Genomic DNA, 22,260 nt, shown 5'->3' with positions numbered 1-22,260 from the left:
ATAGGCTTAGTGGTATCTGAGTCAACGCGCGCTCCCGTCAACGGCTGGTTCGACGGTGACGCCTGCCGGAAGGAACACGATGAGCAGCACGCCCGACATCGCCATCATCGGCGTTGGACTTCACCCGTTCGGGCGGTACGAGGACCGGTCGGCGCTGGAGATGGGCGCCGTGGCGATCAGCAGGGCACTGCGCGATGCCGGGGTGGCGTGGTCCGACGTGGGCAGCCTGTATGCGGGCAGCCTCGAGGTGGCCAATCCCGAGGCGGTGACGGGGTTGGCAGGGATGACTGGCCTCCCGGCGCGGGCCACGTTGAGCGGCTGCGCGACCGGAAACTCGCTGTTGACCCTGGCCGCCCGAGACGTCCAACTCGGCGAAGCCGACATTGCGGTCGGCGTCGGGCTGGACAAGCATCCGCGCGGCGCCTTCGGTGCCGACCCGTCGGTATCGGGGTTGCCGCAGTGGTACGGCGATCAGGGCATGTTCCTGACCACGCATTACTTCGGCACCAAGATCATGCGCTACATGCACGATCACGGCATCACCGAGGAGACCCTGGCCCGCGTTGCCGCCAAGAACTTCGACAACGGAGCGCTGGCGCCGCATGCATGGCGCCGCAAGCCGATGAGCGTCGACGCGATCCTGAGCTCTCCGGTCGTGAACGCACCGCTGCGTCAATACATGTACTGCAACCCGAACGAAGGCGCCGCCGCCGTCGTGGTGTGTCGGGCCGATAAAGCCAAGCAGTACACCGACTCTCCGATCTACCTGCGCTCCACCGCGCTGCGCAGCCGCCGCGAAGGCGCCTACGAACTGCTGCGTACCTCGATCGAGCTGCCGATCGTGCCCGGCACCACCGCCGAGGCCGCCCGCGCCGCCTACGAATTGGCCGGGATAGGTCCCGAGGACGTCGACGTCGCGCAATTGCAGGACACCGACTCGGGTTCCGAGATCATCCACATGGCCGAGACGGGGCTGTGCAAGGACGGCGAACAGGAGGCGCTGCTCGCTGACGGCGCCACCAAGATCGGCGGACGGCTGCCTATCAACACCGACGGCGGCCTGCTGGCCAACGGCGAACCGGTCGGTGCATCCGGCCTTCGCCAGGTCTACGAGCTGGTCCAGCAACTGCGCGGCACCGCCGGTGACCGTCAGGTGCCGAACGATCCGCAGGTCGGGCTGGCCCAGCTGTACGGGGCACCCGGAACCGCAGCCGTCGCCATCTTGTCCAAGTAGCCGCCATCCCGAAGGGAGTACTGCCGATGACCGACACCCAGGCGGAATCGCGCCCGCGCGCCGAGGTCGACCTCGACCACCACTCACCCGAGTTTCGCGATGACCCCTACGGCCGGTTCCGTGAGATGCGCGAATCCGGCTGTCCAGTAGCACATTCCGAGCACTACGAAGGCTTTTGGGCGCTGGTCGACTACGCATCGGTTTTCGAAGCGGCCCGCGACGACGACCTGTTCAACTCTTTCCCCTCGGTCGGTGTGCCCGCCAGTGAGCTGCCCTTGCCGATCCTGCCGATCGAGTCGGATCCTCCCGAGACCCAGGAGTTGCGCGAGGTCACCCTCAAGCGGTTCTCGCCGGGTTCGGCGGAACGGTTTCGTGAGTCAGCCATCGAGATGACCAATGAGGCGATCGACGCCTTCATCGAGCGCGGTGGTTGTGACCTGGTCGGTGAGCTGACGACGCCGCTGCCGGCGCGGTTGATCTTGCGGCTGTTGAACTTCGACGAGTCGCGGTTCATGGACTGGGTCGGCTGGGTGCACACCACCGTGCACGACCGTGCCCATGACCCGGAGAAGGCCGGAATCGCGGGGATGGAGATGTTCGGCGAGATTGTCAAGCACATGGAGCAGCGTCGGGCCGAGGGACTCGGTGATGACCTGTTCAGCGACATCCTGCGCGGGACGCTGAACGGCGAACCGCTCGACGATGGCCAGATCACCATGTACACCGTGCTGATGATGCTCGGTGGTATGGACACCACCAGTGGCTTCACCGCCAATGTGCTGTTGCGGCTGTGCAAGGACGCCGAGCTGCGCGCCAAGTTCACCGCTGATCCGAGCCTGGTGAAGAAGTCCACCGATGAGCTGCTGCGCCTGTACACGCCGACGCTCGGCCTGGCGCGCACCGTCTCGCGCGACGCCGACTTTCACGGCCAACACCTGTGCCAGGGCGACCGGGCGATCCTGATGTGGGCTGCGGCGAACCGTGACCCCGCAATGTTCGAGAACCCCGACGAACTCGACCTCGATCGCCCAAATGCCAAGAAGCACATGGCTTTCGGTGTGGGCATGCACCGCTGCCTTGGCTCGCACTATGCCAAGCTGATGTTCGACGTGATGATCACCCAGGTGCTCAAGCGGCTACCCGACTTCGAGTTGGCCGGTGAGGCGAAACTGTTCGAGGACGCGGGCGAGGTGTACGCCGTGCGCGAACTGCCGGTCAGTTTCACGCCCGGGCCGCGGGTGGGCTGACGGCCGGCCGGGACGGGAGAACGCGGTGACGGCTGGCACCATCGCCGGGCTGCTGGACGAGTGTGCCGCCGGCCGGCCGGATCGTCCGCTGCTGCGCGACGTCGACGGCGAGACACTCACCGTGTCGCAGGTCACCGGACTGGCTTCGGCTGCCGCGGGATGGCTGACAGATGCCGGTGTACGTCCCGGCATGACGGTCGCCTGGCAGCTACCCTCACACGTCAACGCGGCGGTGGCGATGCTGGCGCTGGCCCGCATGCCCGTTGTGCAGGCCCCGGTGTTACACCTCTATCGGTGCCGCGAGGTGTGCGCGGCGGTCGACGTCGCGCGCGCTGACATCCTGCTGGTTGATGAGTCGACGGCCGCCAATGCCGCACCAGGGCTACCGACAATCATGGTGCCTGCCGACCTTGTCCGCCGACTCCAGACGTCACCGGCTACAAGCGCCGAGTACGAAGCGCTCCCCTCCGCAGCGGAGCCGCGCTGGGTGTACTTCACGTCGGGCACCACCGGCCGCCCGAAAGCCGTCCGCCACTCCGACGCCACCTTGCTCAGCGCCGCCCGCGGTTATGTCGCGCATCTCGGCGTGGGCAGCCATCCGCGGGAAGTCGGCACGATCGCCTTTCCCATCGCACACATCGGCGGCATGGTCTACCTCGCCACCGCTCTGTTCGGCGGCTTTCCCGTAGTGCTCATCCCCAAAGTTTCCGCAGCCGACCTGCCCCGGGTGCTCGCCGAACATCAGGTGACGGTGACCGGAGCGAGCACCGCGTTCTACCAGATGCTGCTGGCCGCCCAGATGGCCGCGCCGACAACCGAATTGCTGGTGCCGTCGCTGCGGATGCTGATCGGCGGGGGTGCCCCGTGTCCGCCCGAGGTGCACAAGCAGGTGCGTGAACACCTACGCGTACCCGTCGTGCATGCCTACGGGATGACCGAGGCGCCGATGATCTGCGTCAGCGAGGCCACCGACACCGACGAGCAACTGGCCAACAGCGCCGGCCGGCCTATCCCTGGATCGCAGGTGCGGATCGGGGCGAACGGCGAGATCGAGTTGCGCGGCGCCAACCTGACAGCGGGATACCTGCAGCACGACCAGTGGGCCGACGCGCTCACCGCGGACGGGTGGTTCCGCAGCGGCGACCGGGGACACCTTCGCCCGGACGGCCGCATCGTGGTCACCGGCCGCACCAAGGATTTGATCATTCGCAAGGGCGAGAACGTCGCCCCCGACGAGATCGAGAACGAACTGCTGGCCCACCCCCTGGTCGACGAAATCGCCGTGCTCGGCCAGCCCGACGAACTGCGCGGCGAGCTCGTGTGCGCGGTCGTGCGTCGTTCGCCACGCCATCGCGACGTCACCCTCGACGAGCTCTGCACGTTCCTCGACCAACGCGGGCTGATGAAGCAGAAGTGGCCCGAGCGGCTCGTCCTCGTCGACGAGTTCCCGCTGACAGGGCTCGGCAAGGTCGCCAAGTCCGAGCTGGCCCGGCAGATCGCAGGAGGAACCCGATGACGGCGTTGTCCGCTGACGAGCGTCAGGAACTCGCGCAATCGGTGCGCTCCGCCTGTGAGCGACTGGCATCCGAGGACCGAGTGCGCGCCGTCGCATACGCCGAGGGCAACCGCGGCGGCGGAGACGGGCATTCCGGCTTCGACACGGTGCTGTGGGACGTGCTGTGCAATCAGGTGGGGGTGGCCGGCATCGCGCTGCCCGAACACCTGGGCGGCGCAGGTTACGGAGTGTCCGCGCTGGGTGTGGTCGCTCACGAACTCGGCCGCGCGCTGGCCCCGGTGCCGTTCGTCGGTTCCACGGTGCTGGCCACCGGCCTGCTGCTCGACCTGACCGAGCGCGACCCGGATGCGGACAAGCGACTCACCGGGCTCATCGAAGGTCGCCGCACCGCCGCCGCAGCCCTTACCGGCGACGGCGGGTTGTGGCGACGGTCCGCGGTGACCCTGCGCGCCGCTCGCGCCGGGGATGATTGGAACATCGACGGCACGGTACGCCACGTGCTGGGCGGCTCCGTTGCCGACGACCTCGTCGTGGTCGCCATCGACGAAGATGGCGAGCCGGCGGTGTTCCTGCTCGACCCGACTATCGACAGCGTCGTCGCGGAGGCCGAACGCGTGCTCGACCGCACCAGGCCGATGGCCACCATCACGCTGAGCTCGGCGCCGGCGCTGCGGCTGTCCGGCGACGCACCCCTTGGCGACGTCGTCGACCGCAACGTCGACATTGCGCTGGCGGTGCTCTCGGCGGAACAGGTCGGCGCCTGCGAGCGGGTGCTCGAGATCGCCACCGACTATGCCCGCACGCGTGAGCAGTTCGGACGGCAGATCGGCAGCTTTCAGGCCATCAAGCACAAGTGCGCCGACATGCTGGTCGATCTCGAGTGGGCGCGCTCGGCCTCACAGGCGGCCCTGGAAGCTCTCGACGATCCGGACTCCGCGGCCGCCGGCGAAGCGGGCTGGCGGGCGAGCATGGCCAAGGCGGTCTGCTCAGAGGCGCTGCGCAACGCGACTAAGGCAAACGTCCAGATTCACGGCGGCATCGGCTTTACCTGGGAGGATTCCGCACACCTGTACTTCCGGCGCGCCCGCACGGACGAGGTGCTCCTCGGCGCCCCGGGCCAGCACTGGGACCGGCTATCGACGCTGGACCCGTCGACTCAGCCGCCGGCTTCGCCAGAAGTGACGAAAGAGCTCAACGATGTCGACGCCCTACGCGCGGAGATCCGCTCTTTCCTGGACAACGCACCCAGGCCGGCCGGCCTCCGGAACTACGGGCCCACTCCCACCGCGGACGACGTCGAAGCCGGCCGGGTCTGGCACCGCTACCTGGCCGACCACGGCTACGCGTGTCTGCACTGGCCGCGCGAGTTCGGCGGTGCCGCAGCAACAGTGACGTACCAGGCCGTCTTCGCCGAGGAGTGCGCGCGAGCAGAAGTGCCCCGTCAGCTCAACATCACCGGCGCTGACCTGGTCGGACCGGTGCTGATCAAGTTCGGCAGCCAGGAACAGAAGGATCGCTACCTGGAGCCGATCAGGCTGGGCGACGATGTCTGGTGTCAGCTCTTCTCCGAGCCTGGCGCCGGGTCAGACCTCGCCGGTGTGCGTACCCGTGCCGAGCGCACCAGGACCGGCTGGCGGATCGATGGTCAGAAGGTGTGGAGTTCGGCGGCCGCCTCGGCCCGCTTCGGGCTGTTGCTCGCCCGCACCGGCCCGGACAAGCACCGCGACTTGTCGATGTTCGTTGTGCCCATGGGTATCCCGGGGGTGACGGTGCGCCCACTGACCCAGATGGACGGTGAGAGCAAATTCAACGAAGTCTTCTTCGACGGCGCCGAGCTCGACGAAGACGCCCTGATCGGTGAAGTCGGTCAGGGCTGGACAGTGGCGATGGTGACGCTGGGCCGTGAGCGCCTGACGTTGGGTTCGCAGGCCGTATCGATGTTCCGGTTGCACGAGCGCATGGTCGATGCGGCCCGTGACCACGACCTGCTCGACCCGGTGCTGTCCAGGTCGATGACCCGATTGTGGGCCAGGATGTGGCTGCTGCGGTTCACCTGGCAGCGCGCCATCGACTCGGGTGACCTGACGTCGCCGGCCTTCTCGGTGCTCAAGCTGATGACCTCGGAAACCGATCAGGACCTGGGTGACATGGCCACCGAGGTGCTCGGTACCGACGCGTGCACCGACCCCGAGGAGGACGGCCTGGTGCACCACATGCTGATCGGTCGAGCGCAGACTATCCTGGGCGGAACCAGCGAGATTCAGCGCAACATCCTCGGCGAGCGAGTGCTCGGACTTCCCAAAGAACCGCGATGACAGCGGGTTTGAACCCTTTGACCAGGGTCGACTTCACCGCCGCGTTGCGCGCTGCGCTGCGCCCCGGAATGACGGTTGTCCTCGGCGACGGAGTTGGCGCGCTGGGCTGCCTTGACGACGGCGGCTCGGTCGGCGCGGCGCTGAGCGCCGCGGCCAGGGAGGTCGGCTCGGTGCGGCTGGTACTGGGCTGGCTGCCCGCCCCGATCGACGGCCTCGACGCAGACGCGTTCGGTGAGGTGGTTGCGTTGATGCCCGGGTGGGGTGTGCGGGAGGTGCTGCGCAGCCCGAAGGCGCGGTTCCTGCCGACGCGGCTGGCGGCGATTCCCGCCCTGCTGGCCGATGTGCTGCGGCCCGACGTGCTGCTCACCCGGCTGGTCCGCCGGGATGGCTTGCTGCACTTCAGCACCGAGGTGTCCTGGCAGCGCACGGTAACCGATAGCGGGACAAGGACTCTCGCAATCATCGACACCTCGGCGCCCGCAGCGGCTGCCGAGCCTGGACTCGGGCCGCCGGGCCTCGAGGTACTTGGCACTGTGCGGGGCGGCCCACTACGAGTACCGCAGCGCGAGCCCGAGCCGATCCACGAGGCGCTCGCCGATGCGGTATTGCGGTTGCTGCCAGAGGGCGCCCGGATCCAGTACGGGCCCGGCCAGCTCGGCACCGCACTGCTGCGACGGGCACAGGTGCCGTTGCACATCGACACCGGCCTACTCACCGACGCCGTCGTCGACCTCGACCGGCGCGGCCTGTTGGCGGGCACCCCGTCGGCGACGTATCTGCTGGGCAGCGACGCGCTCTACGACTGGGCCGACGGGCGCCGGATCCTGCGCGGACTCGACTACACCCACGACCTCACCCGGCTGTCGCGCGGTGCACCGCTGGTCGCGGTGAACACCGCCATCGAGATCGACCAATACGGGCAGGTCAATGTCGAAGGCGTGCGCGACAAGGTGGTTGGTGGTATCGGCGGACATCCCGACTATTGCGCCGCCGCCCGAGTGAGTAGCGGCGGACTGTCGATCATCGCCGTTCCGACGCGGGTGAACGGGCGCTCACCCCTGGTCGAGCAGCTCAGCAGGCCCACTTCCACCCCCGCCCACGACGTCGACCTGATCGTCACCGAGGCCGGGTACGTCGACTTGCGCGCGGCAGACTGGCCGCAGCGCCGCACACTGATAGCCGAATTATTCACGGAATGAAGGAGATAACGCGCAATGCCTGAAGGTCCGCTGACCGGTAAGGTCGTCCTGGTCACCGGAGGTGGACGGGGTATCGGCCGCGGCCACTGCCTCGAGTTGGCCAAGCAGGGCGCGGCCGTCGTTGTCAACGATCCAGGCGTCGGCCGGGACGGTTCTAGCGGTGACGAGGAAGGTCCCGCGGCAGACGTCGTCGCCGAGATCGAGGCGTCCGGCGGCAAGGCCGTCGCGCACACGGGTTCGGTGTCGGCGTGGGACGACGTCGCCGACATGATCTCCACCGCCATCGACACTTTCGGTTGCCTGACCGGAGTGGTGAACAACGCGGGCATCCTGCGGGATTCCATGGTGGCCGCCTCCCGCGAGGCCGATTGGGACGCCGTCATCGCCGTACATCTGAAAGGTACCTTCGCCGTCACCCGACATGCCTGCGAGTACTGGCGTGCTCAGTTCAAGGCAGGCAACCCGATTGACGCGCACATCGTCAATACGGTGTCCGGCGCGGGCTTGTGGGGCAATGTCGGGCAGAGCGCTTACGGCGCGGCCAAGGCCGCGATCGCCAACCTGACGCTCGTCACCGCGATGGAGGCACAGCGTTACGGTGTTGCGGTCAATGCGATCTCGCCACTGGCGATGTCGCGAATGACCGCCGATGTCTTCGGCGCCCGGGCTGACGATCCCGCGCTGGATCCCGCCCGCAGCTCCGCTGTGGTGGCCTGGCTGCAATCGGCACAGTCGTCGTGGCTCACCGGACAGATCCTGCGCATCAACGGCGACAAGCTCACCCGCATCGAGGGCTTCACCGAAGCGCCCGGCGCTTACCACGCTAAAGATGGTGCTTCGCTGACCTTTTCCGAGATCGGACAGGCCGTCAGCTGGCTCTACGCGACTTCGCCCCGCGGACTGGCCGGACCGCTGCCGACGGCCTGAGCCCCGAAGAGATTACGGCGCACCGCCATCGGCGTAGATGGTCTGGCCGGTAACGAACGCGCAGATGTCCGATAGCAGGAAGGCGATCAAGGCGCCGATCTCATCGGGCTGTCCGGGGCGCCCGAGCGCGGCGTCGAACCCGAAATCCTCCACCAGTGCCCGCTCGAGGGCCTCGGCGTAGGGATAGCCCTTGCTTTCAGCGACGTATCCCCGGATGGCATGCAGCGCATCGGTTTCCACGGCGCCGGGGGCTACGCTGTTCGCCCGGATGCCCGATTTGCCATGGGTGCGCGCGATGCCGCGGGTGAAGGTGGCAACGGCCGCCTTGAGGCTGGCGTAGGGCAGCCGGGGCTCGTGCGGCGAGCGCGCCGAGTACGCGGCGGTGGTCACGATCGCGCCTCCGTTGACCGCGAGGTGCGGCAGTGCCGCCTGCACGCTGCGGACGGTGGCCAGCAAGACGTCGTGAAACGCGTTGTCCCAGGCATCGTCGTCGGAGTCGATGGGCATCATCCCCGCGGTGCCCATAGTGACCGCGATGCCGTCGAGCCTGCCGAGAAGCCGCACAGCCTCGTCGACCGCGGCCACCGCGGCTCCGGGCTGACTCACGTCGAAGACCAGGTCGTGCGCCGAGGCCGCACCCGCTGCGGCGACTTCTTCCGCGGCGTTCTTGCCCCGGTCGGCGTCGCGCCCGACCACAACGACCGACGCACCCTCGCGAGCCAGCGCCCGTGCTGCCGCCAGTCCCATACCCGCCGTCCCGCCGACGACGACATAACCCTTGCCGCGCACTCCCAGGTCCAACGCTCAACCCCTTGCCACGGCCGGACTGAAGTACTTCAGCGGCCGCTCGACGAATTCGAATACCACTCCGTCGGGCGAGCGCAGGAACGAGATGTAGAGCCCCTCGATCTTGGTGCCCGGCAACGGGCACCACACCGGATCACCCATGGTCTCAACGGAATTCGGGACCAACGCCATTGCCGCCTCGGTGTTTTCCACCCGCAGCGCGCAGCGGTACAGCCCTTGATGGTTCCCGCCCCACGGCACCGGGTCCGCGTCACGGGTGTCGGGATGTTCCACAATGGTGAGGCTGAACTGATGGGCGTCCTCAGGAAGCGCGTAGCGCGACACCGCGCATTTGACGGCATCGGGTGACCCGCTAGGCGTGAGTTGGTCGCCGGCCACCTCGACTTGAGTCGGCGCCTGCACCTGACTGAAACCGATCGCGGCAAGGAACTCTCCGGTGGCCACTGCGTCGATGGCGGCGATGCGGATTCCGGCGAACACCGCCCCCGGCTTATCGCTCGGGGCTTCGGTGAGCTCGATGACCGCTCCGTCGGGGTCGACCGCGAGAACCGATTTAGAGCCGGAGATCAGGCCGTCGACCGGCCCGCCCACGGTGATGCCGGCCTCACGCAACGCTATGACGGTTGCATCGAGATCGGCCACTGTCAGCAGCGTTGACCGGATGCCGGGACGAGTCGGGCCACTGTTCGGATCGGCTTTCAGCGCCGGGTTGTGAAACTCGATGGCCTCCAAAGCGCAGCCGGCGCGGCCGCCTCGCGAATCGTAGAGAAACGATGTCTCACAAAACGTTTCGTCGCCGTCGATGCCGAGGATGCTGCCGTCGGTCGGAACTTTGGGATCGGTGCGCATTCGCGCCGCCAGTCCAAGCTGCCCGACATAGAGCGCCTCGGTGGCGTCTAGCGATGCGCAGTTGAGATTGACGTGCAGGAACCGTCGCGCAAGTTCCTCGGAACCCACTACAGCACAACCGAATTGATTTTGAATTCGATGATCTCTTCTTCGCTGAAGCCCAACTCGGCCAACAGCGCGTCGGTGTGCTCACCGTGGCCCGGCGCACACGTCAGGTCCAGCGGAGCCTCGTCGAACTGCACGGGGCTGGCCGCCAGCGCGAACTCGTTGTCGTTTGCATCGGTGACCCTTGGCAGATACCCATTCGCGATCACCTGCGGGTCACTGTGCACCTCATGCGCGGTGTGCATGACGTCCCACACCCCGTCGAAACCGGCAAATGCCTTCTCCCAGTGCGAGAGATCTTGGGACTCGAACGCGCTGCGCAACTCGCCGATGCACTCCTGACGGTTGCCGAACCGCACGACCGCGTTGGCGAACCGCTCGTCCTCGATCAGATCGGTGCGGCCCAGCCGGGTGCAGAAGTCCGCCCAGAATCGGTCGGCCTGCAGCAGCACGAAGGCGATGAACCGGTTGTCGCGGGTCTTGTAGATGCTGGCCACCGGGTTGGGCATCTCGTCGAGGTTGAACTTCGGGATGTCCTGACCGGTGACGCCTGATCCGACGATGTCCGGACCCAACTGCCAGATCGCGGCGTTGAGCAGCGACACGTCGACCACCGACGGTTCGCCGGTGCGCTCGCGCTTCACCAGGGCCGCGGCGATTCCGCCCGCGATCGCCAGCCCGCCATAGGAGTCGCCGAATGCCGGTCGCTGAATCGGCGGGTAGGTGCCGTCGCCGGCCGAATAGGCATCGCCGATGCCGCCGCGCGCCCAGTAGGCGGCCAGGTCGAAGCCGCCCTGCGAGGCGAGGTCGCCACGGGTGCCGTAGCCGTGACCGCGGGCATAGATGATCTTGGGGTTGCGCGCCCGCACCTGCTCGACGTCAATCCCCATCCGCTGGCGCGAATCCGGCAGCAGATTCGTGACAAAGACGTCGGCGGTTTCGAGCAGCTTCATCAGCAGCTCGAGCCCGTCCGGGGTCGAGGTGTCCAGCCCAATGCTGCGCTTGCCGCGGTTCGGTTGCTCGATGAAGTGATTCACTCCCCCTGCGCCGGTGACGATCCCGGAGCTGATCAGGCCACGCTGCGGGTCACCAGTCTCGGGGTGCTCGATTTTGATGACGTCGGCACCCCAATCGGCGAGCACGGCGCCCGCGGCCGGAACGAAAGTCCACGCCGCCAGCTCAACGACGCGTATTCCGCTGAGGATGTCGCTCACAGGGGGTATCCGATCGTCTTGGTCTGTAAATGCTGCTCGAAGCCCTCGATGCCGTTCTGCCTGCCGATACCGCTCATCTTGTAGCCACCGAAGGGGGCGTCGGCGCCGTAGTACATGCCGCTGTTGATCATCAGTGAGCCGGTGCGGATGCGGCGGGCGACGGCCATGGCGCGCTCGTCGGAGCCCATGATGCCGCCGGCCAGGCCGTAGGTGGAGTTGTTGGCCATCTCGACGGCGCCGTCGTCACCTCCGTCGTACGGCGTGATGGACAGCACCGGCCCGAACACTTCCTCCTGGAAGATCGTGTGGTCCGGTGCGACGTCGGCAACGACGGTCGGTGCCACGAAGTATCCGCGGTCCAGGCCGTCGGGAACTCCGCCGCCCGTGGTGACGCGGCCTCCGTCACGCTTGGCTATCTCGATGTAGTTCAGCACCCGGGCCTGTTGCTTGGCCGAGACCAGCGGCCCGCAGAAGGTATTCGGGTCCGCAGGGTCGCCGACGGCCAGGGAGCCGAATGTCGCGGAGGCGACCTCGACGGCCTGGTCGTAATGGGAACGCGGGACGAGCATCCGGGTGGCCAGCGCACACCCCTGTCCGGAATGCATCAGTGCGCCGATACAGCCGGGCAGCGCCATGCCCATGTCGGCGTCGTCGAGTATCAGGTACGCCGACTTGCCGCCGAGCTCGAGCATGTTGCGCTTCATGGTGTCGGCCGAGAGCCGCTGGATGAGTTTGCCGACAGCTGTTGATCCGGTGAAGGAGACCATGTCAATCCGCGGGTCGGTGGCGAGCACCTGGGCGATGTCGTTATCCGACGCAGGGACGATGTTGACGACACCGGCCGGGATGTCGGTCTTCTCGGCGATGATCCGGCCCCACCGCAGCGCGCTCCACGGCGTCTCCATGGCCGGCTTGAGCACCATCGTGTTGCCGGTGGCCAGGATCTGGCCCACCTTGTTGCTGATGATCTCGAACGGGAAATTCCACGGGGTGATCGCGCCGACGACACCCATCGGCTCCTTGACCACGACGCGGTTGTACGGCACGCCCATCTTCGCGTCCTGATCGAGCATCCGCTCCCACTGGAAGGTCGAGATCAGCTGGGCCGGCCACCGGATGGCGTCGGCCAGCGGCCATCCCATCTGTGCGATGTGGGTCATCCCCACCGTCGCACCGACCTCGGCGATCAGCTCGGCGCGGATGTCTTCGGCTTCCTCCTGCAGCGCGTCGTGCAACTGCATCAGGCACCGTTGACGGAACTCGTGGTTGGTGGACCAGTCGGTGGAGTCGAACGCACGCCGGGCAGCGGCGATGGCCTCCTCCATGTCTTCGGCGCTGGCGTCGGTGGCTAGCCCGAGCACTTCCTCGTTAGCCGGATTGATGTTGTCGACGGTCTTACCGGTCGACGAATCCCGCAGCCGGCCGTCGATAAAAAGCCTGGCCTCGGGATTGAACTGGACAGTTGTGGCGGCGACCGGTGAAGCCGTCATTGGCACTCCCTCTCGCAGAGTTGTCGACGTGGAGCTAGTGTACCTTGTTATAGATAACTGTTTAGCGGATTCAGCTCCGGCTGGCGAGACGCGAGAACCAACGGAAGGGCAGCAGTTGTCCGCCCCTGTCGATAGCGCCCTGCATAGCGGTCGCCACCTCGAATACCTGTCCAGCATCGCGGCCTACCGCGAGGACTTCCGACGTTACCTGCGTGATTTGAAGACAGCCGACGAGTGGCGCGCGGCCGCGTTCACCAGCGCCGAGGACGGACTTGCGCACGACGCCACGGTGATGGCGAGTCTGAACGCCGACGGCTGGAACCGGTACGGCTGGCCGGAGGCCGCGGGTGGATTGGGCGGCAACGAGATTCACCGTGCGGTGTACTACGAGGAACTCGGCCACGCGATGCTGCCCATTCCGGCCCAACACTGGACGCTGGAGACGCTCGGCCCCGCTCTGTTGAAGTTCGCCCCCGGTCTGGCCGCGGCGTATCTGCCGGGTTACCTCAGCGGCGTCGAGTGGTGGGGCCAAAGTTTCTCAGAACCCGAGTCGGGCAGCGACCTGGCCAGCCTGCGCACCCGCGCGGTCGACGACGGGGCCGGGGGGTTCGTCGTCAACGGTCAGAAGATCTGGACCAGCCAAGGGCCCACCGCCACGCGCCTGTTGGCGTTGGTCCGGACCGGGACACCCGAGAGCCGCCACCGCGGGCTGACGATGATCATGGTCGACGCCGACGCACCGGGCGTCACCATTCGCCCGATCGCGCTGGCCAGCGGACGCCGCGAACTCGCCGAGGTGTTCTTCGACGACGTCCGGGTCGACGGTGAGCGGGTCGTCGGCGACGTCGGCGGCGGCTGGGCCGTGGCGATGCATCTGATGCAGTACGAACGCGGCATGTACGGCTACGCGGTGCTCAACAAGGTGCTCACCGAATTGGGTCGATTGCGTGAGCACATGGTGACCGCCGGCGCTACCGACGCGCAACGCCAGCGCTTCGCCAGGGTGTATGTCGACGTGGCGGCCGCCCAGGCACGCACCGCCACCACCGTGCGCCGATTGGCCGCGGGCGAGGCGGTCGGTGCCGATAGCAGCATCGACAAGCTGCTGTTCGGCCGCGCCGAGAAGGAGGTCAACGACCTCATCCTGGAAATCGAGCGAGAGCACCTGATCGCCGGCACGGGCCGTGGCGGCGCGGAACTGGACACCGCGCGGGCCGAGTGGTGGTACTCGCGGGCCGCCACGGTGATGGGTGGCACCGCCGAAGTGCAGCGCGGCATCATCGCCGACCACCTGCTCGGGCTGCCCAAGGAGAAACGATGAGGAACGCGCCGGCGCCCGACGAGTCGTGGCAGATGGTCGAGGAGGCGGTGTTTCGCCTCTTCGAGGAGCTGGCGGGCAAGAACGCCGGTGAGCACCTGGCAATCGGTGGGCGGCTGGCCGAGTTGGGCTGGTCGGAGATCGAGGCCGAGTACCCGGTACAGGCGGGTGAGCTGTTGTTCCGCGCGCAAGGCAGATCACTGGCCCTGACGGACTGCTTGGACCGCATCGTGTTGGCCGAACTGGCCGCAGTGCTCGACGGTCCCGCGGATCACGTGCTGCTGCCCGACCTGTCCACCGGTTGTGTGGCGGGTTCCGATGCTGACCGGGTCTCAGGCATCGTCCTGGGGCCGCTGGAGGGTCGGATCGTGGTGCCGGTGTCCGGGTCGACGGGCACGGTGTCGGTAGGCGTGGTCGACGCAGCGCGACTCGACGGACAGCGGCTGGACACCTTTGATGTGTCGGCGCACTGGACCCGGGCGAGCGGATCACTTGACGTCCCGCTAATCGAGGCCTCCACCGAATGGAAGCAAGCCGTCACCGCAGCCCATCGGGCGCTGGCCACCGAACTGGTGGAACTGGCCGAGCGGGCGCTGCGCATCGCGGTCGAGCACGTCAGCGTGCGTGTCCAGTTCGGCGCACCGATCGGGTCATTCCAATCGCCGCGGCATGCACTGGCCGATGCCTCGGCGGTGCTGGCAGGCGCGCGGGCGCTGCTGGGCGAGTCATGGCGAGACGGCGGCGAACTGTTGGCGCTGGCCGCCAAGGCCGCCGCGGGCCGGGCACACCGCGCCGTCAGCGACGTGGCACTGCAGGTGTGCGGTGCGATCGGATTGACCGCCGAGCACGACCTGCACCGCTATGTCACTCGAGGATTCCAGGTCGACGCGCTCTGCGGGTCACACGACCAGCTCGAAGGGCTGCTCGCGGAGCGGCTCTTCGAGGACTCCGACGAGGGCTGGGCCACCGGCCGTGCGCTGCCCGCCGTCGTCACGTGGGCCGACGAGACAGCCGAGTAGAGGGAAGTACATGCGCCGCAACATTTTCGAGGAGATCCACGACGAGTTCCGGGCCACCGCCAGGAGCTTCTTCGAGCGCGAATGCGTGCCCAACGTCGAGAAGTGGGAACGCGACGGCAAGGTGAGCCGTGAGGCCTGGCTGGCCGCAGGCGAACACGGATTGATCGGCTGGGAGTTCGACGAAAAGTACGGCGGGCTCGGCGTCAAGGACTTCCGGTTCAATCAGATCGTCTCCGAGGAGATGTTCCTCACCGGCTCGGTCGGCATCGGCCTCGGCGTGCAGAACGACATCCTGGTGCCGTACCTGAACGATCTGACCACCGAGGAGCAGAAGGAACGCTGGCTGCCCAAGTTCGTCTCCGGCGAGTACATCGGGTCCATCGCGATGTCCGAACCCGCGGCCGGGTCCGACCTGGCCGGCATCAAGACCACCGCGCGCGACGAGGGCGACCACTGGGTGGTCAACGGCCAGAAGACCTTTATCAGCAACGGCCTGCTGTCCAAGCTGGTGCTGACGGCCGTGAAGACCGATCCTTCCGCCCGGCATAAGGGCATCAGCCTGCTGATGATCGAGGACGGGATGGAGGGTTTCACTCGCGGCCGCAAGCTCGACAAAATCGGCCAATACTCCGCCGACACTGCCGAATTGTTCTTCGAGGATGTCAAGGTGCCCAAGGAGAACCTGGTGGGAGAGCTCAACCGCGGCTTCTATCATCTGGTCTCCAACCTGCCCAGCGAGCGGGTCGGCGTGGCCTGCTACGCGCTGCCCGCCGCCCGCCGTGCGCTCGACCTGACCAAGACCTACGCGTCGGAGCGCACCGCGTTCGGGCAGCCAATCGGCAAGTTTCAGGTCAATAGGCACTTCCTCGCCGAAATGCAGACCAAACTCGACGCCGCACAAACTTATCTCGATCAATGCGTGCTCTCGGTCAATGACGGCACATTGTCCGATCAAGATGCCGCAGGCTTGAAATGGTGGACCTCCGAAGTCCAGTGGGAGATTATCGACCGATGCCTGCAGCTGCACGGCGGCTACGGCTATATCAACGAGTACGAAGTGGCCAGGCTCTGGCGGGACTCGCGGGTGCAGCGGCTCTATGCGGGCACCACCGAGATCATGAAGGACCTCATGGGACGGGCGATGGGGTATTAAGGGTGACGTTGCTAACTGACGGTCGCCAATTCCCGGTTCAACCGGCTAGTTCGGCTAACCTGCTAAATGGTTAGTTAATTCGCATATTCGCATAGCGGCGGAGGTTGCAATGGAGGTCACCAGTCTTCGAGAACCGAAGATGGCCGATCGGGTGGCCACGGTGCTGCGGCGGATGTTTATCCGCGGCGAGATCACCGAAGGCACCATGTTGCCGCCGGAATCGGAGCTGATGGAGCGTTTCGGCGTGTCCCGGCCAACACTGCGGGAAGCGTTCCGCGTGCTCGAATCGGAGTCGCTGATTCAGGTTCAGCGTGGGGTACGCGGCGGGGCCCGCGTCACCCGCCCCCGGCGCGAAACACTCGCCCGCTACGCCGGCTTGATCCTCGAATACGAAGGCGTCACGGTGAAGGACGTCTACGACGCACGAGTAACGCTCGAGGTTCCGATGGTCGAGCAGTTGGCCAAGGACCGCAATCCCAAGGTGATCGCCGAACTCGAGCAGATCGTCGAACGCGAATCGCAGCTGAATCCCGGCAGCGAAGCCGTCGATCAGCTCACCGACTTCCACGCGGCAATCGCGCGGTTGTCCGGCAACAGCACCCTGCAAATCGTCAGCGACATGCTGCATCACATCATCGAGAAGGCCAACCGGTCGCTGCAGCCCACCAAGGGCACGCGCGCCGAGCAGGCGGTCCGCCGCTCGGCGAAAACCCACCGGATGGTGCTGGACATGATCAAGGAAGGCGACGCCGAGAAGGCGGGCGAGCTCTGGAAGCGCCATCTGCAGAAGGCAGAGGAGTTCGTCCTGACCGGGGCCGAATTGTCCACTGTCGTAGACCTTCTCGAATGACCGGTGTTGACGAAGAGGTAAACCAGCACGATCTCGAGACACCCGACTCGATTCAGGTCCGGTTCGGTATCGAATACGTCGAATCACATCCGGCCAAGGCCACCGCCGTGCTGTCGATGCCGATGCACCGATTCCGCAATCCGTACACCGGCGCTCCCACTGTGGGCCCCTTGGCGATCCTCGTCGACGCCGCTGCCGGGATCGTCAACCATTACCGCAGACAGCCGGGCCAGTGGACGGTGTCAAGCGAGCTGTCGATGGACCTCAGCCCCGACGTCGGTGACCTCGACGGCACGGTGCTGGCCAGCGCGCACTCGGCGGGTCCACTGGGTGCCACGTCGCTGGGAATCTGCACACTGACCTATCGCGGCATGGTTATCGGCACCGGCATAGTGCGGTCGTTCTTCATCCACGCCGGCGACGTCGTCCCCCAGCAACGGCCGGAGACGCTGCGCCGGTCGGGCGAGACCTCTTTCGCCGACCTGATGGCGGTGCACATTGCGCAGGACGGTCCGGCGACGGTGCTGGCGCAGCGTGTCGACCGCAACCTGAACAACGACATCGATATCGTGCACGGGGGTGTCGCCGCCGCCGGCCTGGAGCTCGCGGCCTCGGCGGCGGTAAACCGGGACCCCTCCGAAGGTCTGCTGCAGACCGGCTCGCTGCGAGTGAATTTTCTTCGTCCGTTTTTCGCCGGCACCGAATCCCGCTATGAGGGCACGACGATGCGGATAGGCCGCAACACCGGTGTGAGCGACGCGCAGGCCATCGGCGACGACGGCAAGGTGGCGATCACCGCGCGAGTGACCGCCTACCGCTGACTGATTCCCGCGCCGGCCCCTCGAGCTACTTCTTCGAGCGCGCCCGGAACGCGGCGACCCGCTCCTTGAACTCCGGGGTCGAGAACGACGTGTATTCCTCGGCCAGCGCGTACTCCAGCACGCCGAGCGCGGCCCGCGACAGGTGCATGTTCATCGCAACCTTGCTGGCGCGCAGTGCTTGAGGCGGCAGACCGGCGAGTCGCTCCCCGATCGCGAGCGCCTCGTCGAGCACGGTGTCATCGGTGGCCACCTTGGTGACAAGGTTCAGCTTGTCTGCGATCGCCGGGGTGATCCGATCCCCCAGCAGCACATACTCTTTGGCCTTCATCAGGCCGATCAGCAGCGGCAGCATCGCCGCGCCACCGTCCCCGGCCACCAACCCGACCGCGACGTGCGGATCGGCTAGATAGCTGCTCTCCCCCATCACGAGGAAGTCACTCAGCAACGCGATCGAACAGCCGAGCCCGACAGCCGGGCCGTTGACCGCCGACACCAGCGGCTTGGGGAAGTTGATCACCTCCAGGAACACCGTGCGGGCCTCGGTGATCTGGAACTGGCGCGCCACCGCGTCATCAATCAGGCGTCCGAACATCACCATGTCGCCGCCGGCCGAGAACGCCTTACCGACACCGGTCGTCACCACCGCCCGTACGTCGTCGTCGGCAGTCAGCACCCGCCAGATCGTGGCGAACGCGTGGTGGACCTGTTCGTTGACGGCGTTGAACGCCTCGGGCCGGTTGATGCTCACGACGTGGACGTTGCCGCGCTTCTCCACCAGCAGCCACGGCGCAAACTCTTCGTAGCCGGGCAGCGTGGCGATCTTGGATGTGGTCATGTGATGGTCCCGTCAGTTCTTCTCGTTGGAAAGGACAGTGACCGCGGAGACCGCGGTCGGCCCGCCGATGTTGTGGGCCAACGCGATTCGCGCACCGTCGACTTGATTCTCGGCTTCACCGCGAAGCTGGTTGAACAGTTCGTAGCACTGCGCCACGCCGGTAGCTCCCGGCGGGTGCCCTTTCGCCTTCAACCCGCCGCTCGGGTTGATCGGAATCGACCCGCCCACATAGTGTTCGCAGCCTTCCACCAATTTGTAGGCCTCGAAACGGTGTGCGAACCCCAGATCTTCGTAGCTGATCAGCTCGACGCCGGTGAAGCAGTCATGCACCTCGGCGACGTCGATGTCGCGCGGCGTCACCCCGGCCATCGCCATCGCGGCCTTGGCGGCACGCACCGTCGGCGGAAACGTCGTCATGTCCGTCTTGTGCTGGTGCATCACCCGGTCCATACCCAGCCCCACGCCGCGAACCCAGACGGGACGGTCGGTGTAGCGGTCGACGACGTCCTCGGCAGCCAAGATCACCGCGGCCGCGCCGTCGCTCTGGGGGGTGCAGTCGTAGAGCCCGAAGGGTTCGACCACGATCGGCGCGGCCAGCGCCTGCTCGACGGTGATCTCATAGCGCAGTTGAGCTTTCGGGTTGTTCACCGCGTGGAAATGGTTCTTCACCGCCACCATCGCCATGTGCTCCTTCGTCGCCGGAGACTCGTGCAGATATCGCATCACGTGCAGCGCGAAGTTGGCGGGCGCAACCAGCCCCAGCGGGTAGTCCCACGCGTTGTCGCGGGTCATCGCCGCCCAGTCCCAGAACGTGGTGTTCGAGGAGGTCTCGCGGACCTTGTCGGCCCCGACGACGAGCACCACATCGTAGAGGCCGGAGGCAATGGCCAGCGTGCCGTTCCGGATCGCGTCATTGCCGGTGGCGCAGGCATTTTCGACGCGGGTTACCGGGATCTCGGTCAGATCGAGGGTGTCGGCCAAAATGCCGGATGGGAACCCGTCGGTGGTCGCTAACTCCCCGAACCACGCGGCTTCGAGCTCAGACTTCTGAATGCCCTTGTCAACGTTGGCGACCGCTTCGGCGTAAGCCATTGGCACCAGGTCCTTGATACCCAGTTCGAAGTGTTCGGCGAAGGGCGTCATCCCCGCGCCGACGATGGCGACTTTTCTCATGCAACCGCTCCTTCCAGCGTCCGTCCGGGCCAGAAGGCGTAGCCGTAATCGGGAATGCCGGTGCGAGTGGCGATCCTGCGCAGCACCACCGACCCCGGCTGTCCGATCGTCGCCTCGCCCGCGGGCACACCGGTGACTTTCAGCAGCACCCGCACCGGGCTGTCGTCGAGTTGAACGACGGCCAGGGAGTACGGGCTGGGCAAGTCGGGCACCGGAATCCGCACCGTGGTGTGGGTGTAGACGGTGCCGGTTCGCGGCAGCGACTCGAGCCGGTACTCGGTGGCCAACCGTCCGGCATTGTCGACTCGCAGCCGCGGTGGAAACTGCGGCGCGGTATCGATGCCGGGGCTCTCTTCGAAAACCGCCGCCTCCCAACGGATCTTCGGCTCGAAAGCGCGCGCATACGCGGGCATCGAAATCGGAATGCCGACGCCGTCGGCAACGCGCGTCTTGGGTAGCTCCCGCGCCGGAAACTCGTCGCGGGCGATCCGGGGCGTGGTACCCCCCTGCGCGAGATCGGCCGCGCTGACACTGGATTGCTCGACGGCGATCAACAAGCCTTGTGCGCCAGCCTCGATCGCATCGGCCAACAGCAGAATGATCGCCGTGGCGGAGACGGTGGGGATGCCGACGGCGTGCGATGTGTCGAAGTCACCCCCGACCTGCGCGACCGGCACGCCTGCGACCGCTGCCACCGCCGAATTTGGGGCCAGGCCCAATCGGGCGAGTGTGGAACGCACCCCGACCTCACGTTGCAGCCGGGGGTCGACGTAGGAGTGGCGGGCACCGTCGGCACCACGGGCCGTCAGCGGCAGACTGCGGGTCTGGCGTGCCAGCGGGGTCACGCTGGCGCCGCCGTCGCCCGTGAGCACCGCGCCCGCCCCCGCCGCGAGATCGTTGTCGTCGGCGGCGATCACGAGGGTCCTTTCGCCGGCGTTGCCGATTTGGTCCAGCACCGCGGGTGCACCGCCGAGCACCTCAGTCACAGCTGTGTCGGCCGGCAGCGACAACGCGGCCAACAGCACCGCACCGTTGCCGCCCTCCAGCAGCGGAAAGTCACGTGACACCAGCACCACGCGTTGCGCCGTGGCGTCGGGATCGGCGGCGCGGCCGGCGGCGACGGCCATCGTCAGCGCGTCCTCGTCGGGCCCCTTGACCCGCCGGTCGCGCACCGTCCATGGCGGCAGATAGGTGCCGATCGACAGAACCTGAGTCATGGGGCCTCGCTTCGGTCAGGCGGGTTCATCCCTCCCACTAATGAGCTATATAGTTATAGCATTCCTCGAATCACCGCAGCGACGGCGGAAGGCCAACAAACCGTGGGTAGTCCCGATTCTCGCACCTTGAAGCACCGCGTGGTCGTGGTCACCGGCGCGAGCCGCGGCATCGGAGCCGCCGTCGCCGTGCGAGCCGCCGCCGATGGCGCTGCTGTGGCCCTGTTGGCTAAGACTCAGACGCCGAATCCCAAGATCGCGGGCACCCTTGCCGAGACCGCGGACGCCGTGCAACGTGCCGGCGGGCGGGCGCTGCCGCTGACCTGCGATGTGCGCGATGCGGCAGCGGTCGCAGCGGCAGTCGAGGCGGTAGCCGACGCGTTCGGTGGCATCGACGTCGTCGTCAACAACGCCGGAGCCCTGGATCTACGACCGACCGCGCAGCTACCGCCCAAAAGTCTGCGCCGGCTGCTGGAGGTCAATGTCGAAGGGCCGTTCGCGGTTGTGCAGGCCGCACTTCCGTACTTGCGCCGGTCGGGCAACGCGCACGTGGTCAATGTCTCTCCCCCGCTGAACATGGACCCCCGGTGGGTTGGTGCCCATGTCGCGCACACCGTGGGCAAGTACGCCGAGAGCCTGCTTACCTTGGGATGGGCCGAGGAGTTCGCCTCGGTGCCGATCGCGGTGAATTCACTGTGGCCGGCCACCACGATCGCCAGTACGGGAATGATGGTCGCAATGGGCGAGGAAACGGTGCGTGCGCAGGCCCGTAGCCCACAGATCATGGCCGAGGCGGTGCACGCGCTGGTCACCCGTCCCGCCGCGGCGTGCAACGGCCACTTCTACACCGACGAGGAGATCCTTCGCGAGGAGGGCCGCGCCGACCTGTCGGAGTACCTACTGGCCGCCAACGAGGATGACCTGACCCCCAACTTTTACCTCCCGTCGGCCCCGGTGCCTACGGTTTAGGAAGC

19 protein-coding genes and 1 pseudogene are annotated in these 22,260 nt (G+C 66.8%); 13 read left to right on the top strand and 7 right to left on the bottom strand.

All coding sequences use genetic code 11. The features are described from left to right. Window positions 1-79: 79 nt before the first annotated feature. The 7 genes and pseudogenes from AWC17_RS09560 (at window position 80) to AWC17_RS09535 (ending at window position 8,438) form a co-directional block, all read left to right on the top strand. Window positions 80-1,234, top strand: coding sequence for a thiolase family protein (locus tag AWC17_RS09560; protein WP_011724890.1), 1,155 nt, complete (start codon window positions 80-82; stop codon window positions 1,232-1,234). A gap of 26 nt (window positions 1,235-1,260) precedes the next feature. Then, entirely contained in the window at window positions 1,261-2,481 is a 1,221-nt protein-coding gene (locus AWC17_RS09555; protein WP_011724889.1) for a cytochrome P450, read from the top strand. A 25-nt stretch (window positions 2,482-2,506) separates the two neighbouring features. Then, complete coding sequence (locus AWC17_RS09550) at window positions 2,507-3,997, top strand: class I adenylate-forming enzyme family protein (RefSeq protein WP_085164575.1); 1,491 nt, start codon at window positions 2,507-2,509, stop codon at window positions 3,995-3,997. Next, window positions 3,994-5,097, top strand: a pseudogene (locus AWC17_RS33990) (acyl-CoA dehydrogenase family protein); the annotation flags it as partial. The gene AWC17_RS09550 and the pseudogene AWC17_RS33990, both read left to right, overlap by 4 nt. Window positions 5,098-5,175: 78 nt before the next feature. Beyond that, window positions 5,176-6,312: an acyl-CoA dehydrogenase family protein gene (locus AWC17_RS33985; RefSeq protein ID WP_308292897.1), complete on the top strand. Its 1,137-nt coding sequence runs from the start codon at window positions 5,176-5,178 to the stop codon at window positions 6,310-6,312. Further along, the gene (locus tag AWC17_RS09540; RefSeq protein WP_033722637.1) at window positions 6,309-7,511 is read left to right on the top strand and encodes an acetyl-CoA hydrolase/transferase C-terminal domain-containing protein; all 1,203 of its coding nucleotides are present in this window, start codon (window positions 6,309-6,311) and stop codon (window positions 7,509-7,511) included. The genes AWC17_RS33985 and AWC17_RS09540 overlap by 4 nt, the downstream gene beginning before the upstream one ends. Window positions 7,512-7,526: 15 nt before the next feature. Then, window positions 7,527-8,438, top strand: a complete 912-nt coding sequence (locus AWC17_RS09535) for an SDR family NAD(P)-dependent oxidoreductase (RefSeq protein ID WP_085164570.1) — start codon at window positions 7,527-7,529, stop codon at window positions 8,436-8,438. Between the two features lie 12 nt (window positions 8,439-8,450). Here AWC17_RS09535 and AWC17_RS09530 read toward each other — a convergent pair whose 3' ends face one another. Genes AWC17_RS09530 through AWC17_RS09515 form a run of 4 tightly spaced genes read right to left on the bottom strand, consistent with a single transcriptional unit; the run spans window position 8,451 to window position 12,903 of the window. Then, on the bottom strand, window positions 8,451-9,227 hold the full coding sequence (locus AWC17_RS09530) for an SDR family NAD(P)-dependent oxidoreductase (protein WP_011724885.1): 777 nt from the start codon (window positions 9,225-9,227) through the stop codon (window positions 8,451-8,453). Between the two features lie 15 nt (window positions 9,228-9,242). Continuing rightward, the gene (locus AWC17_RS09525; protein WP_011724884.1) at window positions 9,243-10,202 is read right to left on the bottom strand and encodes a VOC family protein; all 960 of its coding nucleotides are present in this window, start codon (window positions 10,200-10,202) and stop codon (window positions 9,243-9,245) included. Beyond that, window positions 10,202-11,413, bottom strand: coding sequence for a CaiB/BaiF CoA transferase family protein (locus AWC17_RS09520; protein WP_009953761.1), 1,212 nt, complete (start codon window positions 11,411-11,413; stop codon window positions 10,202-10,204). Before AWC17_RS09520 ends, AWC17_RS09525 begins: the two co-directional genes overlap by 1 nt. Continuing rightward, window positions 11,410-12,903 carry an aldehyde dehydrogenase family protein gene (locus AWC17_RS09515; RefSeq protein ID WP_011724883.1) on the bottom strand — a complete coding sequence of 498 codons (1,494 nt, stop codon included), beginning with the start codon at window positions 12,901-12,903 and terminating at the stop codon, window positions 11,410-11,412. The genes AWC17_RS09520 and AWC17_RS09515 overlap by 4 nt, the downstream gene beginning before the upstream one ends. Window positions 12,904-13,018: 115 nt before the next feature. Here AWC17_RS09515 and AWC17_RS09510 point away from each other — a divergent pair, with 115 nt between their 5' ends. From AWC17_RS09510 to AWC17_RS09490, 5 genes are all read left to right on the top strand, one after another. Next, window positions 13,019-14,224 (top strand): acyl-CoA dehydrogenase family protein, encoded by a 1,206-nt coding sequence (locus tag AWC17_RS09510; protein ID WP_011724882.1) that lies wholly within the window; start codon window positions 13,019-13,021, stop codon window positions 14,222-14,224. Next, a complete protein-coding gene (locus tag AWC17_RS09505) occupies window positions 14,221-15,240 on the top strand; it encodes an acyl-CoA dehydrogenase family protein (protein ID WP_011724881.1) in 1,020 nt (339 codons plus the stop codon). The genes AWC17_RS09510 and AWC17_RS09505 overlap by 4 nt, the downstream gene beginning before the upstream one ends. 10 nt (window positions 15,241-15,250) lie before the next feature. Next, window positions 15,251-16,393 carry an acyl-CoA dehydrogenase family protein gene (locus AWC17_RS09500; RefSeq protein ID WP_011724880.1) on the top strand — a complete coding sequence of 381 codons (1,143 nt, stop codon included), beginning with the start codon at window positions 15,251-15,253 and terminating at the stop codon, window positions 16,391-16,393. Window positions 16,394-16,502: 109 nt separating this feature from the next. Further along, complete coding sequence (locus AWC17_RS09495; RefSeq protein WP_011724879.1) at window positions 16,503-17,243, top strand: FadR/GntR family transcriptional regulator; 741 nt, start codon at window positions 16,503-16,505, stop codon at window positions 17,241-17,243. After that, on the top strand, window positions 17,240-18,064 hold the full coding sequence (locus tag AWC17_RS09490) for a PaaI family thioesterase (protein WP_085164568.1): 825 nt from the start codon (window positions 17,240-17,242) through the stop codon (window positions 18,062-18,064). The genes AWC17_RS09495 and AWC17_RS09490 overlap by 4 nt, the downstream gene beginning before the upstream one ends. A 25-nt stretch (window positions 18,065-18,089) precedes the next feature. On the opposite strand, the gene AWC17_RS09485 is transcribed toward AWC17_RS09490, so the two are convergent. From AWC17_RS09485 to AWC17_RS09475, 3 genes are read right to left on the bottom strand one after another with little or no spacing between them, the layout of a single operon-like run. After that, window positions 18,090-18,899: an enoyl-CoA hydratase/isomerase family protein gene (locus tag AWC17_RS09485; protein ID WP_085164566.1), complete on the bottom strand. Its 810-nt coding sequence runs from the start codon at window positions 18,897-18,899 to the stop codon at window positions 18,090-18,092. Between the two features lie 12 nt (window positions 18,900-18,911). Further along, window positions 18,912-20,072, bottom strand: a complete 1,161-nt coding sequence (locus tag AWC17_RS09480) for a thiolase C-terminal domain-containing protein (RefSeq protein ID WP_085164564.1) — start codon at window positions 20,070-20,072, stop codon at window positions 18,912-18,914. Continuing rightward, window positions 20,069-21,289 carry an OB-fold domain-containing protein gene (locus AWC17_RS09475; protein WP_085164562.1) on the bottom strand — a complete coding sequence of 407 codons (1,221 nt, stop codon included), beginning with the start codon at window positions 21,287-21,289 and terminating at the stop codon, window positions 20,069-20,071. Before AWC17_RS09475 ends, AWC17_RS09480 begins: the two co-directional genes overlap by 4 nt. A 126-nt stretch (window positions 21,290-21,415) precedes the next feature. Between AWC17_RS09475 and AWC17_RS09470 the strand changes: the two genes are divergently transcribed. Beyond that, on the top strand, window positions 21,416-22,255 hold the full coding sequence (locus AWC17_RS09470; protein WP_085164583.1) for an SDR family oxidoreductase: 840 nt from the start codon (window positions 21,416-21,418) through the stop codon (window positions 22,253-22,255). Window positions 22,256-22,260 lie beyond the last annotated feature (5 nt).

The organism is Mycobacterium nebraskense (assembly GCF_002102255.1).
Classification (GTDB): domain Bacteria; phylum Actinomycetota; class Actinomycetes; order Mycobacteriales; family Mycobacteriaceae; genus Mycobacterium; species Mycobacterium nebraskense.
Note: the sequence above shows the minus strand (reverse complement) of the source record. Positions and strands in the feature narration are given on the sequence as shown.

Coding starts and splice junctions, on each gene's coding strand:
- AWC17_RS09560 (WP_011724890.1), top strand. CDS start 80: ATGAGCAGCACGCCCGACATCGCCATCATCGGCGTTGGACTTCACCCG.
- AWC17_RS09555 (WP_011724889.1), top strand. CDS start 1,261: ATGACCGACACCCAGGCGGAATCGCGCCCGCGCGCCGAGGTCGACCTC.
- AWC17_RS09540 (WP_033722637.1), top strand. CDS start 6,309: ATGACAGCGGGTTTGAACCCTTTGACCAGGGTCGACTTCACCGCCGCG.
- AWC17_RS09535 (WP_085164570.1), top strand. CDS start 7,527: ATGCCTGAAGGTCCGCTGACCGGTAAGGTCGTCCTGGTCACCGGAGGT.
- AWC17_RS09515 (WP_011724883.1), bottom strand. CDS start 12,903: ATGACGGCTTCACCGGTCGCCGCCACAACTGTCCAGTTCAATCCCGAG.
- AWC17_RS09505 (WP_011724881.1), top strand. CDS start 14,221: ATGAGGAACGCGCCGGCGCCCGACGAGTCGTGGCAGATGGTCGAGGAG.
- AWC17_RS09500 (WP_011724880.1), top strand. CDS start 15,251: ATGCGCCGCAACATTTTCGAGGAGATCCACGACGAGTTCCGGGCCACC.
- AWC17_RS09495 (WP_011724879.1), top strand. CDS start 16,503: ATGGAGGTCACCAGTCTTCGAGAACCGAAGATGGCCGATCGGGTGGCC.
- AWC17_RS09490 (WP_085164568.1), top strand. CDS start 17,240: ATGACCGGTGTTGACGAAGAGGTAAACCAGCACGATCTCGAGACACCC.
- AWC17_RS09485 (WP_085164566.1), bottom strand. CDS start 18,899: ATGACCACATCCAAGATCGCCACGCTGCCCGGCTACGAAGAGTTTGCG.
- AWC17_RS09480 (WP_085164564.1), bottom strand. CDS start 20,072: ATGAGAAAAGTCGCCATCGTCGGCGCGGGGATGACGCCCTTCGCCGAA.
- AWC17_RS09475 (WP_085164562.1), bottom strand. CDS start 21,289: ATGACTCAGGTTCTGTCGATCGGCACCTATCTGCCGCCATGGACGGTG.